This window comes from Kitasatospora dryopteridis (assembly GCF_050749075.1).
Taxonomy (GTDB): domain Bacteria; phylum Actinomycetota; class Actinomycetes; order Streptomycetales; family Streptomycetaceae; genus Kitasatospora.
Genome location: NZ_CP192749.1, coordinates 8088092 through 8105018, shown reverse-complemented (window position 1 = coordinate 8105018; position 16927 = coordinate 8088092). Strand labels below are relative to the sequence as shown.

At 74.4% G+C, this 16927-nt stretch carries 17 protein-coding genes; 9 read left to right on the top strand and 8 right to left on the bottom strand.

Annotated elements, in window-relative coordinates; genetic code table 11:
• Window positions 1-27: 27 nt before the first annotated feature.
• The gene (locus tag ACQ614_RS37040) at window positions 28-1344 is read right to left on the bottom strand and encodes an ABC transporter substrate-binding protein (protein ID WP_431683518.1); all 1317 of its coding nucleotides are present in this window, start codon (window positions 1342-1344) and stop codon (window positions 28-30) included.
• A gap of 336 nt (window positions 1345-1680) precedes the next feature.
• Between ACQ614_RS37040 and ACQ614_RS37035 the strand changes: the two genes are divergently transcribed.
• Window positions 1681-2664, top strand: a complete 984-nt coding sequence (locus ACQ614_RS37035; protein ID WP_431683516.1) for an ROK family protein — start codon at window positions 1681-1683, stop codon at window positions 2662-2664.
• Window positions 2665-2857: 193 nt separating this feature from the next.
• On the opposite strand, the gene ACQ614_RS37030 is transcribed toward ACQ614_RS37035, so the two are convergent.
• On the bottom strand, window positions 2858-3853 hold the full coding sequence (locus ACQ614_RS37030) for an aldo/keto reductase (protein WP_431683514.1): 996 nt from the start codon (window positions 3851-3853) through the stop codon (window positions 2858-2860).
• 212 nt (window positions 3854-4065) lie between these two features.
• Here ACQ614_RS37030 and ACQ614_RS37025 point away from each other — a divergent pair, with 212 nt between their 5' ends.
• Window positions 4066-5115 carry a hypothetical protein gene (locus tag ACQ614_RS37025; RefSeq protein WP_431683513.1) on the top strand — a complete coding sequence of 350 codons (1050 nt, stop codon included), beginning with the start codon at window positions 4066-4068 and terminating at the stop codon, window positions 5113-5115.
• A gap of 15 nt (window positions 5116-5130) precedes the next feature.
• Here the strand turns inward: ACQ614_RS37025 and ACQ614_RS37020 are convergent, their stop codons facing one another.
• On the bottom strand, window positions 5131-5487 hold the full coding sequence (locus ACQ614_RS37020) for a DUF6204 family protein (protein WP_431683512.1): 357 nt from the start codon (window positions 5485-5487) through the stop codon (window positions 5131-5133).
• A 132-nt stretch (window positions 5488-5619) separates the two neighbouring features.
• A complete protein-coding gene (locus ACQ614_RS37015; protein ID WP_431683510.1) occupies window positions 5620-6288 on the bottom strand; it encodes a GAP family protein in 669 nt (222 codons plus the stop codon).
• A 262-nt stretch (window positions 6289-6550) separates the two neighbouring features.
• Between ACQ614_RS37015 and ACQ614_RS37010 the strand changes: the two genes are divergently transcribed.
• Together ACQ614_RS37010 and ACQ614_RS37005 are read left to right on the top strand one after the other, a co-directional pair.
• The gene (locus ACQ614_RS37010) at window positions 6551-7909 is read left to right on the top strand and encodes a diaminopimelate decarboxylase (protein WP_431683508.1); all 1359 of its coding nucleotides are present in this window, start codon (window positions 6551-6553) and stop codon (window positions 7907-7909) included.
• Window positions 7910-8089: 180 nt separating this feature from the next.
• On the top strand, window positions 8090-9358 hold the full coding sequence (locus tag ACQ614_RS37005) for a M48 family metallopeptidase (RefSeq protein ID WP_431683507.1): 1269 nt from the start codon (window positions 8090-8092) through the stop codon (window positions 9356-9358).
• A gap of 97 nt (window positions 9359-9455) precedes the next feature.
• Here the strand turns inward: ACQ614_RS37005 and ACQ614_RS37000 are convergent, their stop codons facing one another.
• Complete coding sequence (locus tag ACQ614_RS37000) at window positions 9456-10067, bottom strand: TetR/AcrR family transcriptional regulator (protein ID WP_431683506.1); 612 nt, start codon at window positions 10065-10067, stop codon at window positions 9456-9458.
• Between the two features lie 89 nt (window positions 10068-10156).
• Between ACQ614_RS37000 and ACQ614_RS36995 the strand changes: the two genes are divergently transcribed.
• The 3 genes from ACQ614_RS36995 to ACQ614_RS36985 all read left to right on the top strand — a co-directional run bounded on the left by ACQ614_RS36995 (window position 10157) and on the right by ACQ614_RS36985 (window position 12375).
• Window positions 10157-10681, top strand: coding sequence for a DUF3995 domain-containing protein (locus ACQ614_RS36995; protein ID WP_431683505.1), 525 nt, complete (start codon window positions 10157-10159; stop codon window positions 10679-10681).
• Window positions 10682-10885: 204 nt separating this feature from the next.
• Window positions 10886-11083 carry a ferredoxin gene (locus ACQ614_RS36990; protein WP_431683504.1) on the top strand — a complete coding sequence of 66 codons (198 nt, stop codon included), beginning with the start codon at window positions 10886-10888 and terminating at the stop codon, window positions 11081-11083.
• Between the two features lie 71 nt (window positions 11084-11154).
• Window positions 11155-12375: a cytochrome P450 gene (locus ACQ614_RS36985; RefSeq protein WP_431683502.1), complete on the top strand. Its 1221-nt coding sequence runs from the start codon at window positions 11155-11157 to the stop codon at window positions 12373-12375.
• A 31-nt stretch (window positions 12376-12406) separates the two neighbouring features.
• Here the strand turns inward: ACQ614_RS36985 and ACQ614_RS36980 are convergent, their stop codons facing one another.
• The 3 genes from ACQ614_RS36980 to ACQ614_RS36970 all read right to left on the bottom strand — a co-directional run bounded on the left by ACQ614_RS36980 (window position 12407) and on the right by ACQ614_RS36970 (window position 14382).
• Entirely contained in the window at window positions 12407-13195 is a 789-nt protein-coding gene (locus ACQ614_RS36980; RefSeq protein WP_431683501.1) for a polysaccharide deacetylase family protein, read from the bottom strand.
• A 91-nt stretch (window positions 13196-13286) separates the two neighbouring features.
• Window positions 13287-13685, bottom strand: a complete 399-nt coding sequence (locus ACQ614_RS36975) for a DUF7144 family membrane protein (RefSeq protein ID WP_431683500.1) — start codon at window positions 13683-13685, stop codon at window positions 13287-13289.
• Between the two features lie 277 nt (window positions 13686-13962).
• A complete protein-coding gene (locus tag ACQ614_RS36970; RefSeq protein ID WP_431683499.1) occupies window positions 13963-14382 on the bottom strand; it encodes a cupin domain-containing protein in 420 nt (139 codons plus the stop codon).
• Window positions 14383-14489: 107 nt separating this feature from the next.
• Between ACQ614_RS36970 and ACQ614_RS36965 the strand changes: the two genes are divergently transcribed.
• Window positions 14490-15314, top strand: a complete 825-nt coding sequence (locus ACQ614_RS36965) for an AraC family transcriptional regulator (protein ID WP_431683498.1) — start codon at window positions 14490-14492, stop codon at window positions 15312-15314.
• A gap of 224 nt (window positions 15315-15538) precedes the next feature.
• A complete protein-coding gene (locus ACQ614_RS36960; protein ID WP_431683497.1) occupies window positions 15539-16906 on the top strand; it encodes an FAD-dependent oxidoreductase in 1368 nt (455 codons plus the stop codon).
• Window positions 16907-16927: the final 21 nt, after the last annotated feature.

The window sequence follows — 16927 nt, the reverse complement described above, 5'->3', positions numbered from 1 at the left end:
GCCGCCGCGCCGCTGTTCCGGGGTGTGTCAGCCGGCGACCGTCTTCTGCGCCTCGGACCACTTCTTGTTCAGGTCGGCGAAGTAGCCGTTCTTGTCGCCCTTGGCCGCGCCGCGGGCGATGTCGATCAGCTTCTGTCGGTAGTCCGGGGTGGTCAGGCCGATCTCGGAGGCCTTGTCGATCTTGCTGATGGCGGCCGCGTTCTCCTGCTTCTGGCCGAGGAGCATGGTGACGCCCTTCTCCTCGAAGGGCTTCAGCACGGTCGGCATGGCGCTGCCCTTGACGGAGGACACGGCCTGCTCGGCCGCCGCGCTGCCGGACTTGTTGATGTACCAGTCGATCCAGGCGCGGGCGGCCTCCTTGTGCTTGGAGTGCACGTTGACCGCGTACTTGTAGTCGGGCTGCAGGACGGTGCAGAGCTTGCCGCCGGTCGCCTGGGGGAACGGCAGGAAGCCGATGTCGTCCGGGTTCTGACCGGCCTTCTTGGCGGCGTCCTGCATCTGCGGGACGGCCCAGGAGCCGAGGACCATGCTGCCGACCTTGCCGGTGGCCAGCAGGTTCTTGGAGTTCTCCCAGTTGGTGGTGGTCGGGTCGTCCTCGCTGAGCTTCTCGTGGACGATGTCGTAGAGCAGGCCGTCGATGGCGCCGAGGTCCTGGCCTGCGGCCCACGGCTGCGTGGTCCTGGCGAGCGCGTCCTTGCCGGACTGGTTGCAGCTGGGGACGCCGATGCTGTCGGTCCACTTCTGGATCGGCCAGGCGTCCTTGTAGTTGGTGTAGTACGGGGTCGCCCCGGTCCTCTCCTTGATCGCCTTCAGGTCGGCGATGAACTCCTGGGCGGTCTTGGGCCATTCGGTGATGCCGGCCTTCTGCCAGAGCGCCTTGTTGTAGACGAAGCCGGTGGCGGTGCCGTAGTTGGGCAGGCCGTACACCTTGCCGTTGACGGTGGTGTACTCGGTCCAGTTGTACGTCCGCGACAGCTCGGACGCGTCGCCCAGCGGGGCGAAGAAGGTCGCGTACTGGTTGATCGACACGTTGTCCGGGATCAGCAGCACGTCACCGTAGTTCTCGGTGTTCATGCGGATCTTGGTCTCACCCTCGTAGTCGGTGAGGCCCTCGAACTTGACCTTGACGTTCGGGTAGGTCCTGGCGAACTCGGCCGCGTACTTGTCCAGCGAGCCGTCCTTGATCTGGTCGGTGCGGTTGGTCAGCACCGTGATCTCGCCCGAGACCTTGCCCGGGTCGGAGCCGGCGGTGGCCGCGGAGGACGAGCTCCCGCCGCCCTGGCTGCTACAGGCCGTGAGCACAACCATGGTCGCGGCCGCGACGGCCACCCATCCTCTTCGCATCTTCGCCCATCCTTCGCACTGATCGTTCATGGAGATCCGAGAGCACAGCCGCGATCCGGGAGACCGGCCGCTCGGGCTGTTGGACGCTTAACGTAGACGTCACATCTCGCCGTGTCCATAGACCGGTCAACATTGATATCCAGGGGATCTGTTAACTCACGGGGCCTAATTTACTAAACGATTACCTAACTCGATGACGATTCAGTCACTTCGGGAGACTGTCGTGCGGCACGCCTGGACATCGTTGTCGGGGGCGCTCCAGAATCGGCGGGACGACCCGGCACAGCCGTGCCCAGACGCCGGGCGCTCCCCCGTCACACCCGCGGAGACGTCACAATGAGTTACAACACTGCCGTCGCCGTCGATGACCGGCGCACCCTCGCCAAGCCACTGCTGGCGGCCCTGGACATCGGCGGAACCAAGATCGCGGGCGGCCTGGTCGACGCGGACGGCACCCTGCTGCACCATGTCCAGTTGCCCACCCCCGCCCGGGGCAGCGCCCGCGAGATGCGGGACGCGGTGGACACGGTCCTCGACCGCCTGGCCCGGCACCCGCTGTGGGCCTGCGTACGGGCCGTCGGCATCGGCAGCGCCGGCCCGGTCGACACCCGGGCCGGCACCGTCAGCCCGGTCAACATCCCCTCCTGGCGGGCCTTCCCGATCCGCGCGGAGGTCGCCGCCCACCCCGCGGTCCAGGACCTGCCGGTCGTGCTCGGCGGCGACGCCGTCGCCATGACCGCCGCCGAACACTGGCGCGGAGCCGCCCGTCCCTACCGCAACGCCCTGTGCCTGGTCGTCTCCACCGGCGTCGGCGCCGGCCTCGTCATCGACGGCCGCCTGCACACCGGCCCCAGCGGCAACGCCGGCCACCTCGGCCACATCAGCATCGACTTCGCCGGCCGGCCCTGCCCGTGCGGCTCACACGGCTGCCTCGAAGGACTGGCCAGCGGCACCGCCATCGCCCGCCACGCCGCCGAGAACGGCTGGCAGGCACCCGGTGGCGACACCACCGCGGCAGCCGTCGCCGCCTCGGCGGAGCAGGGCGACCCGGTCGCACTGCGCGCCTACGACCGGGCCGCCCGGGCACTGGCCGCCGGCATCGCCGCCACCGCCACGCTGATCGAGATCGATGCGGCCGTCGTCGGCGGCGGGGTCGCCAAGGCCGGGGACGTCCTCTTCGACCCGCTCCGCAAGCACCTCGCCGCCTACGCCGCACTGCCGTTCGCCGCCCGCGTCCTGGTCGTCCCGGCCCACCTGGGCACGGACGCGGGCCTGGTCGGGGCAGCCGCACTCGCGCGGCCGGCGATCACGGCACACTGAGCCGCACCCTGACCTGCGAAAGCGGCCACCCGAAGAGGCGCTGGGGGACCGCGGAACTGCGCAAGGCGGGAGGGTGCGGCAACCGGCCTTCCGCCTCACGCAGTTCCCGCCCCCCTCGGGATGCCCGGGTACACAGCGCTCGGCCCCTGGACACCTGGCCCATGTACGCGGGCCTCTAGGTACGCCCCTGCGGTCAGGCCCAGGGGAGGGAGGCGCGGGTTCGCCAGTACCGGTCGGCGGGTTCGGCGAGGGAGGTGAGGGCGGCCAGGTCGGCGGGGGTGAGGTCGAGGGCGGCGGCACCGAGGTTGGAGAGCAGTTGGTCCTCGGTGGCGGCGCCGGAGAGCACGATGTCCGCCCAGGGCTGGGCGGCGGCCGCGGCCAGGGCGAGGGCGTCGCAGGTCGCGCCGGTGCGGTCGGCGACGTCGCGGAGTGCAGCGGTGCCGGGGCCGGTGGCGTTGCGGTCGGCGAGGCGTCCGTTGGCCATGCCCTCCTTCACCACCACCAGCCATCCGGCCGCGTGGGCCTCGGCCAGCGCCGCTCCGGCGGACGGCTCCAGCACGTTCCAGGTGGACTGGACGGCGGCGAACAGCGGCCGGCCGTCGACCTCCACCGCGAGCGCCGCGCGGACGGCCGCTGCCTGCGCCGGGCCGCTGGTCGACAGTCCGACCCGGACACCCTCCGAGGCCAGCGCCGCCAGCCGGGCGTGCAGGGCGGGGTCGGTCAGGGCCAGGCTGTCCGGGGTGACCGAGTGCACCAGGTACACGTCCAGGTGCCGGCCGAGCAGCCCCCTGGTCTCGGCGATCTGGCGGTCGAAGACCTCCGCCGAGTGCTCCTTGACCTCGTGGACGGGCACCCCGGAGGCCTGCCAGCCCGCGGTGTAGGTGTAGCCCCACTTGCTGCCGACCACGGCGTCGGCCGCGGCCTGCGGGCGCGCCGCCAGCCACTCGGCGACGAACTCCTCGGCGCGGCCGTACGAGCGGGCGGTGTCGAAGTAGCGCACCCCCGCGGCGTATGCGGCGTCCAGCAGTGCGTGCGTCCGCTCCCGCAGCGCCTCGACCGTCCGTCCGGCGGGCAGGTCGCGGTCGCGCCCGAGTGTGATGTAGCCGGGCCTTCCCACGGCGGCCGTGCCCAGGCCGAACCGCGCGAGCGGCGGGCTGTCGGCGGGTCCGGTGGCGGGTGCGGCCGGCATGGCGGGTCCCTTCGGTGGTTCCGGCGGGCGGGGCGGCGCGCCCCACCTGCACCCGAACCCTATCCGCCGTCCCCGCACCGGCCGGCCGCCGACTACCGCAGGCGCGGCCGGGCGCTGCCTGCCCGGGGTGCCGCACGGCAGCCGGGTGACCTCCGCGGGCGGGCCGCCGTGGCTGCGGGGGTCGGACCTGTCCCGGCATCAGACTGGCCGGCATGAGCGGATCGGGGACCGGGGTGATGGGTGGCGACTACGGCCGGCACGCGGCTGCCCAGCACGCCGGGGCGCAGGCGGCGTCCGCGATGCTCGGGCGGGCGCTGGCGGCCGTCCCGGTGCCCGGGGACGGGCGGGCCTTCCGGGCGGCGGACCTGGGCTGTGCGTCCGGGGCGAACGCCCTGGAGCCCATGCGGCAGGTGGTGGCCGCCGTGCGCGGGCGGGACGGCTCGGTGCCGGTCTGGGTGACCCACACCGACATCCCGGGCAACGACTTCAACGCGCTCTTCGCAACGGTGACCGGCCCCGGCGGCTACACCCGGGAGCCCGGCGTCTTCGCCTGTGCCCAGGCCCGCTCGTTCTACGAACGGCTGTTCCCGGCGGGCGAGCTGCACCTGGCGTGGAGCACCATCGCCGTGCACTGGCTGTCCCGGGTGCCTCGGCCGATCGACGGGCACGTGTACTCCTCGCGGTCGACCGGGGCGGCGCGGGACGCGCTGCGTGCGCAGAGCGCGGCCGACTGGTCCGATTTCCTGGAGCACCGGGCAGCCGAACTGGCCCCCGGCGGGCAGCTGGTCGTGGTCGGCGGTGCGGCGACCGACGACGGACTCAGCGGCGCCGAAGGGCTCTTCGACCTGGCGCTGGCGGAGCTGGAGGCACTGGTGGCGGCCGGGGGGATGGCCGAGGACCGGCTCGCCGCGATGACCGTGCCGACCTGGAACCGCACCACGGCGGAGTTCCTCGAGCCGCTGCGCTCGGGGCCGCTCGCGAAGGCGTTCCGGCTGGAGGAGCACGAGTTCGTCGTCCTGGCGGACCCGATGTGGCTGCGCTTCGCGGCGGACGGCGACCTCGACGCCTACGCGCACGAGGTCGCGGCCTCGTTCACGGCCGCCTTCGGCCCGTCGCTGTTCGCCGGTCCTGCGGCTGCCGGACCCGGTGCTGCCGCGCGCTTCGAGGCCGGCCTGGCGGCCCGGGTCCGTACGCAGCCGGAGGCCGGGGCGGCACGGTGGCGCGTCCAGTTGCTGCGGGCGACCCGCCTGGACGCGCGCTGAGCGCGGCAGCCGGGTTCAGGCTCCGCGGGCGGCCTCGCGGCGGCGGCGCTTGCCGAGTGCGGCGAGCGAGAGGTCCTCGGCCTGGGAGCGGAGGTTCTTGTAGCCGTAGCCGCGTTCGGTGAGCCAGGTCCCGGCGGCGGCCTCGGCGCGGGCCGTGGCGGTGAGGATGTCCTCCTCGGCCTCGCCGGTGTCGGCGAAGCGGAAGGTGAAGGCGGTGCGGGCGGCGATGTCGTAGCTGAGGTGGCCCTCGGTGGTGAAGGCCGCCTGCAGGACGTCGTGCTCCGCGGCCCGGGCGAGGAGTTCGGCGCGCTGCGCGTCGCTCAGGCCGTCGAAGACGCCGCGGACGGTGATTCGGAAGTCACGGGTGCTCACCCGCCCACCCTAGGCAGCCGCCGGGCGCAGGCGCACCGGGTTTTCCGCCGCACCCGAACCGACGGTCCGCCAGGGGCGCGCGAGGTGCTTCCGCCGCTGCACGGTGGAGCGGCTCCCGGGCGGCGGAGCGGCTCATGCCAGGGCGGTGATCGCGTCGCCGATGTACTCGGTGCCGAGGACGGCCAGCACGGTGGTCACGATGGCGGTGTGGTGGGCGGCCACCCAGGCCTTCCCCTCGCCGAGGACGTGCGCCGAACGGTCGCCGCCGACGAGGTGCACCACGAGCGGCAGCAGGGTGCACAGCGATCCGACGAGAACCATGAGGGCGGCGGCGACGGCCTTGCCGCCGGCGGAGGCCGGGCTTGCCGCCACCGCGGCGGCGCCGCCGACGGCGAGGACGACGTTCTTGGGGTTGGCGACGACCAGGGCGGCGCCGAGCCCGGCCGACCTGGCGGCGGTGAACCGGTCGAGGGCCTGCATCCACACGGGCGGCGGGCTGACGTGTCCCTCGCGCGGCCGGGCCCACCACTGCCTGACCGCCAGCAGGACGAACAGCACGCCCAGGGCGAGCCTGAGCCAGTACGACCAGGTGGGTCTGCCCTCGTCGGGGTTCAGCCCGCTCCCGGCCACGACGACGGCGGCTACCAGGGCGGCCAGTGCGCCCGTCCAGCCGGCGGTGAACGCGATCCCGTTGGTCCGGCCGCGCGGGGTGCCCAGCATCAGGATCACCGCGATCAGCGGCAGCGGGCTGATGGCGATGCCCACCGCCGACGTCAGCATGGAGCCGACCGCCTCGCCCATCGCCGTCCCTCTCCTCGCTCCGGTCGGAGCCGCGACACACCTTATGCACCGGGTGGCTGCGGCCGCCGTGCACCACTCGCCGCCGAGAGGGTGAAGGCCGGCGAGTGCCTGCCGCCGGGCCGGGGCGCCGTCACCCCTCCGGCGGACAGTGGTCGCGACGGGTGGCGGCTGCCGAAAGGGTGAAGAGGGCGCCCGGCCGCCGCCCGGGCCGTGCCGCCGAGGGGAGGGGCGGACCCGCGGCAACGAGGAGGAGCGGCACACGGTGGACACCACACGCGAGGACGGCGGGCAGCGGCGGATCGACGCCGGCAGGCGCGACCGGGTGATCGGGGCGGCGGCAGCGGCCGGGCTGGTGGGCGAGCGGCACGTCGCGGCGGGATTCCTCGACGTGGACGGGGTGCGGGGGACCGTCGCCGGCCTGCGTGCGGCGTTCGGCACCGGCGTGCCCGTGCTGCACACCTTCGCGGTGAAGGCGGCGGCGCTGGTGCCCGTGCTGCGGCTGGTCGCCGAGGCGGGGATGGGCTGCGAGGTGGCGAGCCCCGGCGAGCTGGCGCTGGCGCTGGCCGCGGGTGTCCCGGCCGGGCGGATCGTGCTGGACTCCCCCGCCAAGACCGGCGCCGAACTCGCCGGGGCACTCGGCCTGGGCGTGGCCGTCAATGCGGACAACTTCCAGGAACTGGACCGGATCGCCGGTCTGCTGGACGGGCGCGCCGGCGCCCCTACGCTCGGTCTGCGGGTCAATCCGCAGGTGGGGGCCGGTTCGATCGGCGCGATGAGCACGGCCTCCGAGCATTCCAAGTTCGGCGTGCCGCTGCGCGACGCGGGCGCCCGCGAGCGGGTGCTGGCGGCCTTCGACCGGTACCCGTGGCTGAGCCGGCTGCACGTCCACGTCGGCTCGCAGGGGTGCTCGCTCGACCTGATCGCGGCCGGTGTCAGGGCGACCTGGGAACTCGCCGAGGAGGTCAACCGGCGGGCCGGGCGCCGCCGGGTCGACAGCATCGACCTCGGCGGCGGACTGACCGTCAACTTCGACGACGACGCGGTGCGCCCCTCGCACGCCGACTACGCGGCGCACCTGCGCGCCGCGGTGCCCGGCCTGTTCGACGGCGGGTACGCCCTGGTCACCGAGTTCGGGCGGTCCGTCGTCGCCAAGAACGGCTTCACCGCGGCCCGGGTCGAGTACACCAAGGAGGTCGGCGGCCGCCGCATCGCCCTCACCCATGCCGGCGCGCACCTGGCCACCCGTACGGTGCTGATGCCGGACGCCTGGCCGGTGCGGGTGGACGTCCACCGGCCGGACGGGACGCGGCGGCACGGGCCCTCGGAGGTCCAGGACGTCGCCGGGCCGTGCTGCTTCGCGGGCGACGTGGTGGCGCGCGGCCGGGCCCTGCCCCGGATCGAGCCGGGCGACCTCGTCGTGCTGCACGACACCGGCGGCTACTACACGTCCGCGCCGTGGGCGTACAACAGCATCCCCCGGCCGGCGATCCACGGCTTCAGCACGGCCGGCGGCGCGGTGCGCTTCGCCACCGTCCGCCGCGAGCAGAGCCTCGCGGAGCTCACCGCGGAGGCGGGCGGCGAGTACGCCGACGCGCTGACCGCGCTCGGCGGCCGGCTCTGAAGGGCAGCCCCCTCGGGGTGGTGGCCGCTGCGCAATCGGGCACGGCCCCGGGTGGCCCTGTGCGGTCCCGGTTCCTGGGGAATCCCGCCTTCCGCTCGGGCCGCGGCGGTGGCAAGATCGCGAAGTGTGAGGGAAGTACGTACGAACGACGCCGACACCTGCCCGGTGTGCTCGGGCCCCGTGGCCGGCAACCCGCGGTTCACCTCCTGGTGCCCGGCGTGCGAGTGGAACCTCGACCCCTCCCCCGCCCCGCCGCCGAACGGGACGTCCCGCGGGCGGCGGCGCGCCGAGCGCCGGGCCCGGAAGGACGAGGCCACCCGCCGGGCCGTGCGCGCCAGGGTGGAGCGGGTGTACGCGGCCGCCTCGGCCGACCGTTCGGCGGTCCGCGACCCCGCGTGGCTCGGTGCCACCGTCCTGGCAGGCCTGGTGCACCTGGCGACCGTCGTCCTGGTGGTCACCGCCGTCGGACTGCTGGTCGCGGCACCGACCTGGCCGCTGCGGGTGCTCGGGTTGTTCGCCGCGCTGCTGGTCTTCGCGCTCCGCCCGCGGCTGGGCAGGGTGCCGCGGCACGGCGTACGGCTGACGCGCAGCGAGGCCCCCGCGCTGTTCGGCCTGACCGACCGGGTCGCCGGGGCTCTCGGCGGCCGACCGGTCGACCTCGTCGTGATCACCTCCGATTTCAACGCCGCCTACGGACTGGCGGGCCTGCGGCGGCGCCGCGTGCTGCAGATCGGCCTGCCGCTGTGGTCGGTCCTGGCTCCGGGTGAGCAACTGGCCGTGCTGGGCCACGAGATCGGGCACCAGGTCAACGCGGACAGCCGACGCGGCCTCTGGCTGGGCTCGGCGCTGGACGCCCTCGAGGAGTGGGAGCAGCTGACCAGGCCGGACCTGTACCGGCAGTCGTTCGGCACCTTCGTGGAGGCGTTCGCCTCGGCGGTGCTCCAGTTGCTGGTGCGCCCGTTCAACCTCGCGGCCCGGCACCTGCTGGGGCTGCTCGGCCGGCTGACCCTGCGATCCGGCCAGGCGGCCGAGTACCGGGCGGACGCCCTCGCCGCCGCCCTCGCCGGCACCGAGGCCACCACCGGCATGCTGCGCACACTGATGCTGCACCGGACGGTCAGCACCAGCCTGCTGCGGATGCGCGCGGAGCTGGCGCGCCGCCCCGGCCGTTCCGGCGCGCAGACCCCGGTGCAGCCGTGGGCCGAACTGGCTGCGCGGATCGCCGAGGTGCCGCCGTTGGAGCGTGAGCGGCTGCTGCGCGTCTCCGCCCGCGAACTCGGCACCGTCGACGGCTCGCACCCGCCGACCCACCTGCGGCTGCGCCGGCTCTCCGAGCGGCCCGCCGTGCAGGGCAGGCTTCGGTCCGACACGGCGGAGCAGGCCGCGATCGCCGCCGAACTCGCGCCCGCCGCCCGGCTGATCGCCGCCGACCTCGGCCTGGGGCGCTGAGCGGCTGCCCGGCCGACGGGCCGTCCACGGCCGGCATCGGGGGCCGGCCCCGAACGCGGCCCGCCGCTCTCCCGCCGGGGACCGCGCACCCGTCCGGTCACACGGGCTGCGGGTCCGCCCGGGGCTGCGAGTGGAGTGCCGGGGCCAGGATCATGTCGACCAGGTGGTCGAGGGCCGCCGGGGCCTGCGGGTCGTCGGGTCCGGCCTCGGGCGCGAGTTCGGGTGCGGTCCTGCGCAGTTCCAGCCAGCCGAGGTAGGCGGCGTACGCGGCGAGGGCCCGGTGGCGGGCGTCCTGGGGGCCGAAGCCGACGCCGGTGAGGATCTCGGCGAGGAAGGCGAGCCGGGCCCGGGTCACGCGGTCGACGACCTCGGCGACGGCCGGGTGGGAGGTCTGGGCCGCAAGAGCCGGCTCGAGTCCGGCGATCTTCTCGCTGCCCAGTGCCTCGGCGAACAGCGCCCTGGCCCGCACCAGCGGGTCCTCCAACTGCCGGACGGCCGCGATGACTTCGGTGGTGGCGAGGAGTTCCCAGGTCTCCAGGGCGGCCACCAGCAGGGCCTCCCGGTTCTCGAAGTGCCAGTAGAAGCTGCCGCGGGTGACGCCGAGTTCGCGTGCCAGCCCGTCCACCGCCACCGCGGCGACCCCGCCCCGCGCCAGTGCGCGCAACGCGCCCATCGTCCAGTCGTCCTTGCTGACTTTGCCCTTGGCCATGTTCCGTACAGTACTGTACGGAACATCCGTACAGTTGTGTATGGATCTGCCCTTCGGGCAGGACAGGGGAGTCGGGAAGGGGTGGCACGATGAACGCCAAGGAGTGGCTGCTGGGGCCGGCCGGGGAGGGTGCACCGGAGACCGGGGCGGGGGTCCGTCCGGCGGCGGCGGTCGCGGGGGCGGGGCTGCTCGCGGCGGGGGCGCTGCACGCGGTGTGGGCCTTCTCGCCCTGGCCGCTGGCCTCGCGGGCCGAGTTCGCCGAGGTCGTGGTCGGGGTCGACGAGTCGCAACTTCCCTCGGCGCCGCTGACCGTCGCCGTGGCCGGGCTGCTCGGCGCCGCCGCCTGGCTGGTCGTCACCGGCGCCCGGCCGGAGAGCGGTCTGGCCGCTTCGCGCCTGGTCCGGGCCGGGATGTGGACGGTCGCCGGGGTGCTCTCGGTGCGCGGGCTCGGCGGCCTGGCCGTCTCGGGCCTCGAACTGGGGGACGCCCCCGCCGCGTTCCGCCACTGGGATCTGGCGCTGTACTCGCCGCTGTGCATCGCCCTGGGCGGGCTGACCGGCTTCACGGCCGCCCGCACCCGGCGCCGCCGCATCGGCAGCCTGCGCCGGGCCTGAGCCGGGCGGTCGATTCAGGGGCGCGTGGGGGGCACCTCACGCGCCCCTGCGTCCGCGGCACCGGTTCGGCCGGAACGGGGTGCCCGGATTCGGCCAAGCCGCGGAATTTCTCCGTACACGACTGCACGCGGGTTCGTTGGTGTGCTATCGGTTGACCCGGGCAACCGTTCTGCTGCCCCAGCCCTCCGCCCCCGAGGAGCCGCGATGCAGGTGACCGTCGATCAGGACCGCTGCTGCGGTTCCGGCCAGTGCGTCTCGACCGCGCCCGCCGTCTTCGACCAGTCCGAGGAGGACGGCCTCGTCCGTCTGCTACTGCCGGGCCCCGACCGGGCGCTGCCGGCGACCGTCCGGCTGGCCGCCGCCCTCTGCCCCGGCAACGCCATCACCGTGCTCGACGACTGACCGCAGCGCCGCGCCCGGGCAGCCCACGGCCCCGACCGGGTGCGCCGCACCACCGCGTGGAAGGACCCGGCATGACCACCGCACCCCACCGCCGCAGCCCCGTCGATCCGGCCGCCCCCGACCTTCCGGCCCCGCGCGGCAGCTGCCCCTTCGCACCGCCGCCCGCGTACGAGGAGGCCCACCGCACCGCACCCGCCACCCGGGCCGACCTGTGGGACGGCACCTCCTGCTGGCTGGTCACCGGACACGCCCAGGTGCGCGCCGTCCTCGGCGACCACCGGTTCTCGGCCGATGCCCGCCACCCCGGCTTCCCGTTCCTCTCCCCCGGCCGCCGCGAACTGCTCAAGCGCTCCACGCCGACCTTCCTGCGCCTCGACGGCACCGAGCACGCCCGCCAGCGCCGCATGCTCACGGGCGACTTCATCGTCAAGCGGATCGAGGCCATGCGGCCGCGCATCCAGCAGACCGTCGACGAGGCGCTCGACCGGATGACCGCGGGCGGTGCCCCCGCCGACCTGGTCCGCGACTTCGCGCTGCCCGTGCCGTCGCTGGTGATCTGCCACCTGCTCGGCGTCCCCTACGAGGAGCACGGCTTCTTCCAGAGCCGCAGCGCCGTCCTGCTCGACCTCGCCGCGCCCGTCGAAACGGTCGGCACCGCACAGCGCGAACTCAACGCCTATCTCGCCGACCTGACCGCCCGCAAGCGGCGCCGACCGGACGACAGCCTGCTCGGCCGCCTCGCCGCCCGACCCGACGTCTCCCCCGAGGAGGCCGCCGCCACGGGCGTCCTGCTGCTCGTGGCCGGCCACGAGACCACCGCCAACATGACCGCCCTCGGCACGCTCGCGCTGCTCCGCCACCCCGAGCAGGCCGCCCGGCTGCGGGCCGAACCCGCCCTGGTGAAGGGCGCGGTGGAGGAACTGCTGCGCTGGCTCAGCGTCGTCCACCTCGGCGTCCCCCGGGTCGCCCTCGAGGACGTCGACCTGGACGGCGCGCAGATCCGCGCCGGCGAAGGCGTGCTGTGCATGGTGTCCACGGCCAACCGGGACGCCGGGGTGTTCGCCGACGGCGACCGGCTGGACGTCACCCGCGACGCCCGCCGCCACTTCGCCTTCGGCTTCGGCGTGCACCAGTGCCTGGGCCAGCCGCTCGCCCGGGCCGAGCTGCAGATCGCCCTGGAGACCCTCTTCCGCCGCCTGCCCGGCCTGCACCTCGCCGTCCCGTACGAGTCGCTCCGCTACCGCACCGACATGATCGTCTACGGGGTCCAGGAGCTCCCGGTGGCCTGGTAGGACCGCGCGCCCGCCGGGGCGGCGAGGTCGGTCAGACCAGTGATCCGAGGTCGATGACGGTGTACCCGCGGGACTCGACGGCGTCGACGATGTACGGCAGGGCGCGGGAGTCGACGTTCGGCCCGGAGCCGTCGCTCGCGCCGAGGTGCATCTGCAGGATCGTCCCCGGCCCGATCGCTGCGACGGCCCGCGCGACGGCGTCGTCGACACCGATGCCGCCGGCCTCGCCGAGGTAGCCGAGGGTGTCGTCGGTGAACTCGATGTCGGCGTAGCCGAGGGCGTTGACCTCGGCGATGGCGTCCGGGCTGGTCTCGCTGTAGGGGAACCGGTAGAAGGGCAGCGGTTCGGCGCCGGTGGCCCACCGGATCGCCTCGTCCGCCCTGGCCACCTCCTCCCGCAGCCCCTGCGCGTCGAGGTCGTCCAGCTCGGGGTGGCTGTACGAGTGGCTGGCGACGCCGTGCTCCGCGGCGAGCGCCTCGGCCGCGTCGGGATGCGACTCGGCGAACTGGCCGGTCAGGAAGAAGGTGGCCGGTACGCCGCGGGCGCTGAGCTCGTCGAGGACGGTGTCGATGCCGTCCTCGTTCCATGCCGCATTGAAGGTCAGGGCCACCACGCGTTCGTCGGTGGGAATCCGCCGGATCTCCTCGCCGAACAGCTGGGGCAGCAGGCTGCGGCCCGGCTTCGCCCCGCCGGGAGCGCCGGGGCGGGGTGCGGCGGTGGACAGCCCCAGGAGGTCCGTCCGGCTGCCGAGCGGCAGCGCGAAGGCCGCGCCGGCGGCGAGCAACGACCGGCGGCTGAAGGATTTCTGACGATCAGTCACTTCCGCAGTATCCGGCGGCTCGATCACTCCCGCCGTCCGACACGCGCGCCGCGGGTGAGGGGCCACCCCGCCCGGCCTCCCGCGGGCCGCCCTATCGGCGGACGGCGCAGAGGCCCCAGATGACGAAGACGCAGGCGGCCATGACGGTGAGCGACCAGAGCGGGTAGTACGGGATGGACAGGAAGTTGGCGACGATCAGCAGGGACGCCATGACCACGCCGACGATCCTGGCCCACAGGGCGAGGCGGAACAGGGCCAGGCCGGCGAGGAGTGCGAGCACCCCGAGGGCGAGGTGGATCCAGCCCCAGGCGGTGGTGGAGAACTGGAAGGTGTAGTCCGGGGTGCGGGCGAAGACCTCGTCCTCGGCGATGGCCATGACGCCGCGGAGCAGGTCGAGCAGGCCGGCCAGCAGCAGGATCACGGCGGCCGCGGCCACGGTGCCGCTCGCCAGTGCGTTCCGGTCCGCCCGGTCGTTCAGTGCATTCGCCATGGTGCCGCCTCGGTCCGGTCCCGCGGTCGCGGCCGGCCCTGCCCGGCGGCGCCGCCCGGGACGTCCTGCCCTCGGCCCATCGCAGCACCGAACGGGCCGGTCCGGCGGCCCGGGCCGCCTCGACACGCCGACCCTCACCCCTCCGGACGGCATCCGGCGGCATCTTCGCACCACGCCGACGGGAAGGACGTGCCGGGTGCGCGCCCTGGGGCCAGGACGCGCACCCGTGCGGACTACGGGCCGGGGGGAGCCGTAGTAGCCCCGCCATACTATCGGGTCATGTACGCGTCAGGAAAGTGGGCCCGGAGACCTGGCCGGCCGACGGTCGGCCGAGGCTCTCGGCCGCCCTGGTCATCGGGCCCCCGGCGTCGCCCGTGTTGATCGTTCCCGCCGGCTCGAACAGCAGGATCGCGGTCTCCTCGTCCGCCGTGGGGCAGTGTTCGACCCCGCGGGGCACCACGAACAACTCACCGGGCTGAAGCACCACATCGGCGTCCCTCAGCCGAATGGTGAGCCGCCCGCTGACGACCAGGAACAGTTCGTCGGTGTCCTCGTGCGAGTGCCAGACGAATTCCCCCTTCAGTTTGGCCAGTTTGACCTCGTAGTCGTTGACCACAGCCACTTTCTTCTGCGACCACAGCTCACTGAAATGCGACAGCTTGTCGGCGAGGTTGACCGGAGCAACGGGCTCGGACATCCAACATCCTTCCTCGGGACGGTTCGGCCGGGAGCGGATCCTCAGGCCCCCGACCGGCATCACGAGCCTGCCGCACCCCGGCGCCACCGGTCTTGTACGTTCCTGACATGACCGGAGACCGGCCCCGCACGTCCGTCACCGCATGGAAGCCGTCGGTCCCAGGAATCGCCGAGGTCTTCCACGCGCACTTCACCGAGCACGCGTACCCGGCCCACACCCACGACACGTGGGACCTGATGATCCTGGACGACGGCACGGTCGACTTCGCACTCGACCGCCGCCGCCACGGGGCGACCGGCACCGCGAGCGTCCTGCTGCTGCCTCCCGGCGTTCCCCACGACGGTCGGACGGTCACGGCGTCCGGCTTCCGCAAGCGCGTGCTCTACCTCGACGACTCGGTGCTCCCGCAGCGTCTGGCCGGCCGCGCGGTGGCCGATCCGGTCATCGGCGACGGGGTGCTGCGCCATCGGATCAACCGGCTGCACGCCGTCCTCGCCCGGCCCGGAGACGGGTTCGAGGCCGAGTCCCGCCTCTCGTTCATCCGCGAACGGCTTCACCTCCACCTCGACGCGCTCCGCCTGCGCCCACCGGGACGGGAGGCCGGCCGGCTCGCCGCCCGACTGCGGGAACTGCTGGACTCGCGGATCCCCGACGGCATCTCCCTGCAGGAGGCCGCCGCCCTCCTGCACGCCCACCCCACCCACCTGATCCGCTGCTTCAAGCAGGCCTACGGCCTGCCGCCGCACACCTGCCTCACCGGCAAGCGCATCGACCGGGCACGCCGGCTCCTTCTGGACGGCCACCGGCCCGCCGTGGTGGCCACAGCCGTCGGGTTCCACGACCAGGCCCACCTGAACCGGCACTTCACCCGGCACGTCGGCACCACACCCGCGCGGTACCGGCACACTCGCGCCGGGACGGTCGGCCGGTGACCGGCTGCAGGCCCGGGAACGAGCAGGGCGGTGTCGCCCCGCACCGGCCGGGGCGAGTGGGACGATGGAGGGGACGGCGGCCGTGTCGGCCGTGTCCGGCCGTCCGGGTGTGTGTTGCGCGCTCCCGGGGCGGGAGCCGATCCGATGAGCGTGTTGTGCTGTGTGCCGTGCAGCTCCCGTGGACGGGAGCCGGTCGGTGGCGGGGTCGGGGCGGGGGCCGGGCCGTGAGCGGCGGGGGCGGTGCGGGGGTGCCGTGGCTGCGGGTGGCGGTGGTCGGGTCGGGGCCGGCCGGACTGTACACGGCCGAGGCGCTGGTCAAGCAGGCCGGGCAGGCGCCCGGCGGGGCGGGTGTCGAGGTCGCGGTGGACGTCCTGGACCGGCTGCCCACGCCGTACGGGCTGGTGCGATACGGCGTCGCGCCCGACCACCCGTCGATCAGGTCGATCGCCGACTACCTGCGGCGGGTCCTGGAACACCCGAGGGTCCGGTTCCTCGGCGGGCTGCGCCTGGGCGGGGAGGTCACCCGGGAGATGCTGCTCGCCGGGTACGACGCGGTGGTGTACGCGACCGGCGCGCCCGAGGACCGGCGGCTCGGCATACCGGGCGAGGAGCTGCCGGGGAGCGCCGCGGCGGCGGACTTCGTCCGCTGGTACTGCGGGCACCCGGACGCCGACCCGGGCCTGTTCGACCTCGGCGCACGGTCGGTGGCGGTGATCGGTGCGGGCAATGTGGCGCTCGACGTGACCCGGATACTCGCCAGGCCGGCCGCCGATCTCACCGCCACCGACGTGCCGGAACCGGTGCTCGCGGCCCTCGCCGCCAGCCGGGTCGAGGAGGTGCACGTCGTCAGCCGCCGCGGCCCCGCCGAGGCCCGCTTCACCACCAGGGAGCTACGGCAGCTCGGCGACCTCCCGGACGTCGACGTCACCGCCGACCTCGCGGGCACCACCAGCGCGGACGGTGTCCCCGACCGCCGGGTGCAGGGGAACCTCACCGTGCTCGCCGACTGGGCCGCACGGCAACCGCGGGGCTGCCCGCGGCGGGTGTCGGTGCACTTCTGGCGCCGGCCGGTGGAGATCCTCGGCGACGAGCGGGTGACGGCCCTGCGCCTGGAGCGGACGGCGGCCCGCGGGGACGGCCGGGTCGGCGGCACCGGCGTGTACGAGCTGCTGCCCGTCCAGCTGGTGCTGCGCTCGGTCGGCTACCGGTCGGTCCCGCTGCCCGGGGTACCGTTCGACCCGGTGCGGGCCGTGGTGCCGAACGCCGGAGGGCGGGTGCTGGGCCCGGACGGCCGGCCGCTGCCCGGCGAGTACGTGGCCGGCTGGCTCAAGCGGGGGCCCACCGGGGTGATCGGCACCAACAAGGCGGACGCGGCCGAGACCGTCCGCGCCCTGCTCGCCGACGAGGCCCCCGGCGCGATCGCGGCGCACCGGGCCGACCCGGCCGCCCCGCCGCTGGCCGAACGGCTCGCCGCCCGCGGCGTGCACCCGGTCACCTACGCGGAGTGGCTGGGCATCGACGAGCTGGAGCGGAAGAACGCCGCCGCCCTGGGCCGCGGCGAACGCGTGAAGTTCGGCGGCCGGCCCGCCTGAAGGAATGTACGGGCTGAAGGA

Coding starts and splice junctions, on each gene's coding strand:
- ACQ614_RS37040 (WP_431683518.1), bottom strand. CDS start 1,344: ATGCGAAGAGGATGGGTGGCCGTCGCGGCCGCGACCATGGTTGTGCTC.
- ACQ614_RS37035 (WP_431683516.1), top strand. CDS start 1,681: ATGAGTTACAACACTGCCGTCGCCGTCGATGACCGGCGCACCCTCGCC.
- ACQ614_RS37030 (WP_431683514.1), bottom strand. CDS start 3,853: ATGCCGGCCGCACCCGCCACCGGACCCGCCGACAGCCCGCCGCTCGCG.
- ACQ614_RS37025 (WP_431683513.1), top strand. CDS start 4,066: ATGAGCGGATCGGGGACCGGGGTGATGGGTGGCGACTACGGCCGGCAC.
- ACQ614_RS37015 (WP_431683510.1), bottom strand. CDS start 6,288: ATGGGCGAGGCGGTCGGCTCCATGCTGACGTCGGCGGTGGGCATCGCC.
- ACQ614_RS37000 (WP_431683506.1), bottom strand. CDS start 10,067: ATGGCCAAGGGCAAAGTCAGCAAGGACGACTGGACGATGGGCGCGTTG.
- ACQ614_RS36995 (WP_431683505.1), top strand. CDS start 10,157: ATGAACGCCAAGGAGTGGCTGCTGGGGCCGGCCGGGGAGGGTGCACCG.
- ACQ614_RS36990 (WP_431683504.1), top strand. CDS start 10,886: ATGCAGGTGACCGTCGATCAGGACCGCTGCTGCGGTTCCGGCCAGTGC.
- ACQ614_RS36985 (WP_431683502.1), top strand. CDS start 11,155: ATGACCACCGCACCCCACCGCCGCAGCCCCGTCGATCCGGCCGCCCCC.
- ACQ614_RS36975 (WP_431683500.1), bottom strand. CDS start 13,685: ATGGCGAATGCACTGAACGACCGGGCGGACCGGAACGCACTGGCGAGC.
- ACQ614_RS36970 (WP_431683499.1), bottom strand. CDS start 14,382: ATGTCCGAGCCCGTTGCTCCGGTCAACCTCGCCGACAAGCTGTCGCAT.
- ACQ614_RS36965 (WP_431683498.1), top strand. CDS start 14,490: ATGACCGGAGACCGGCCCCGCACGTCCGTCACCGCATGGAAGCCGTCG.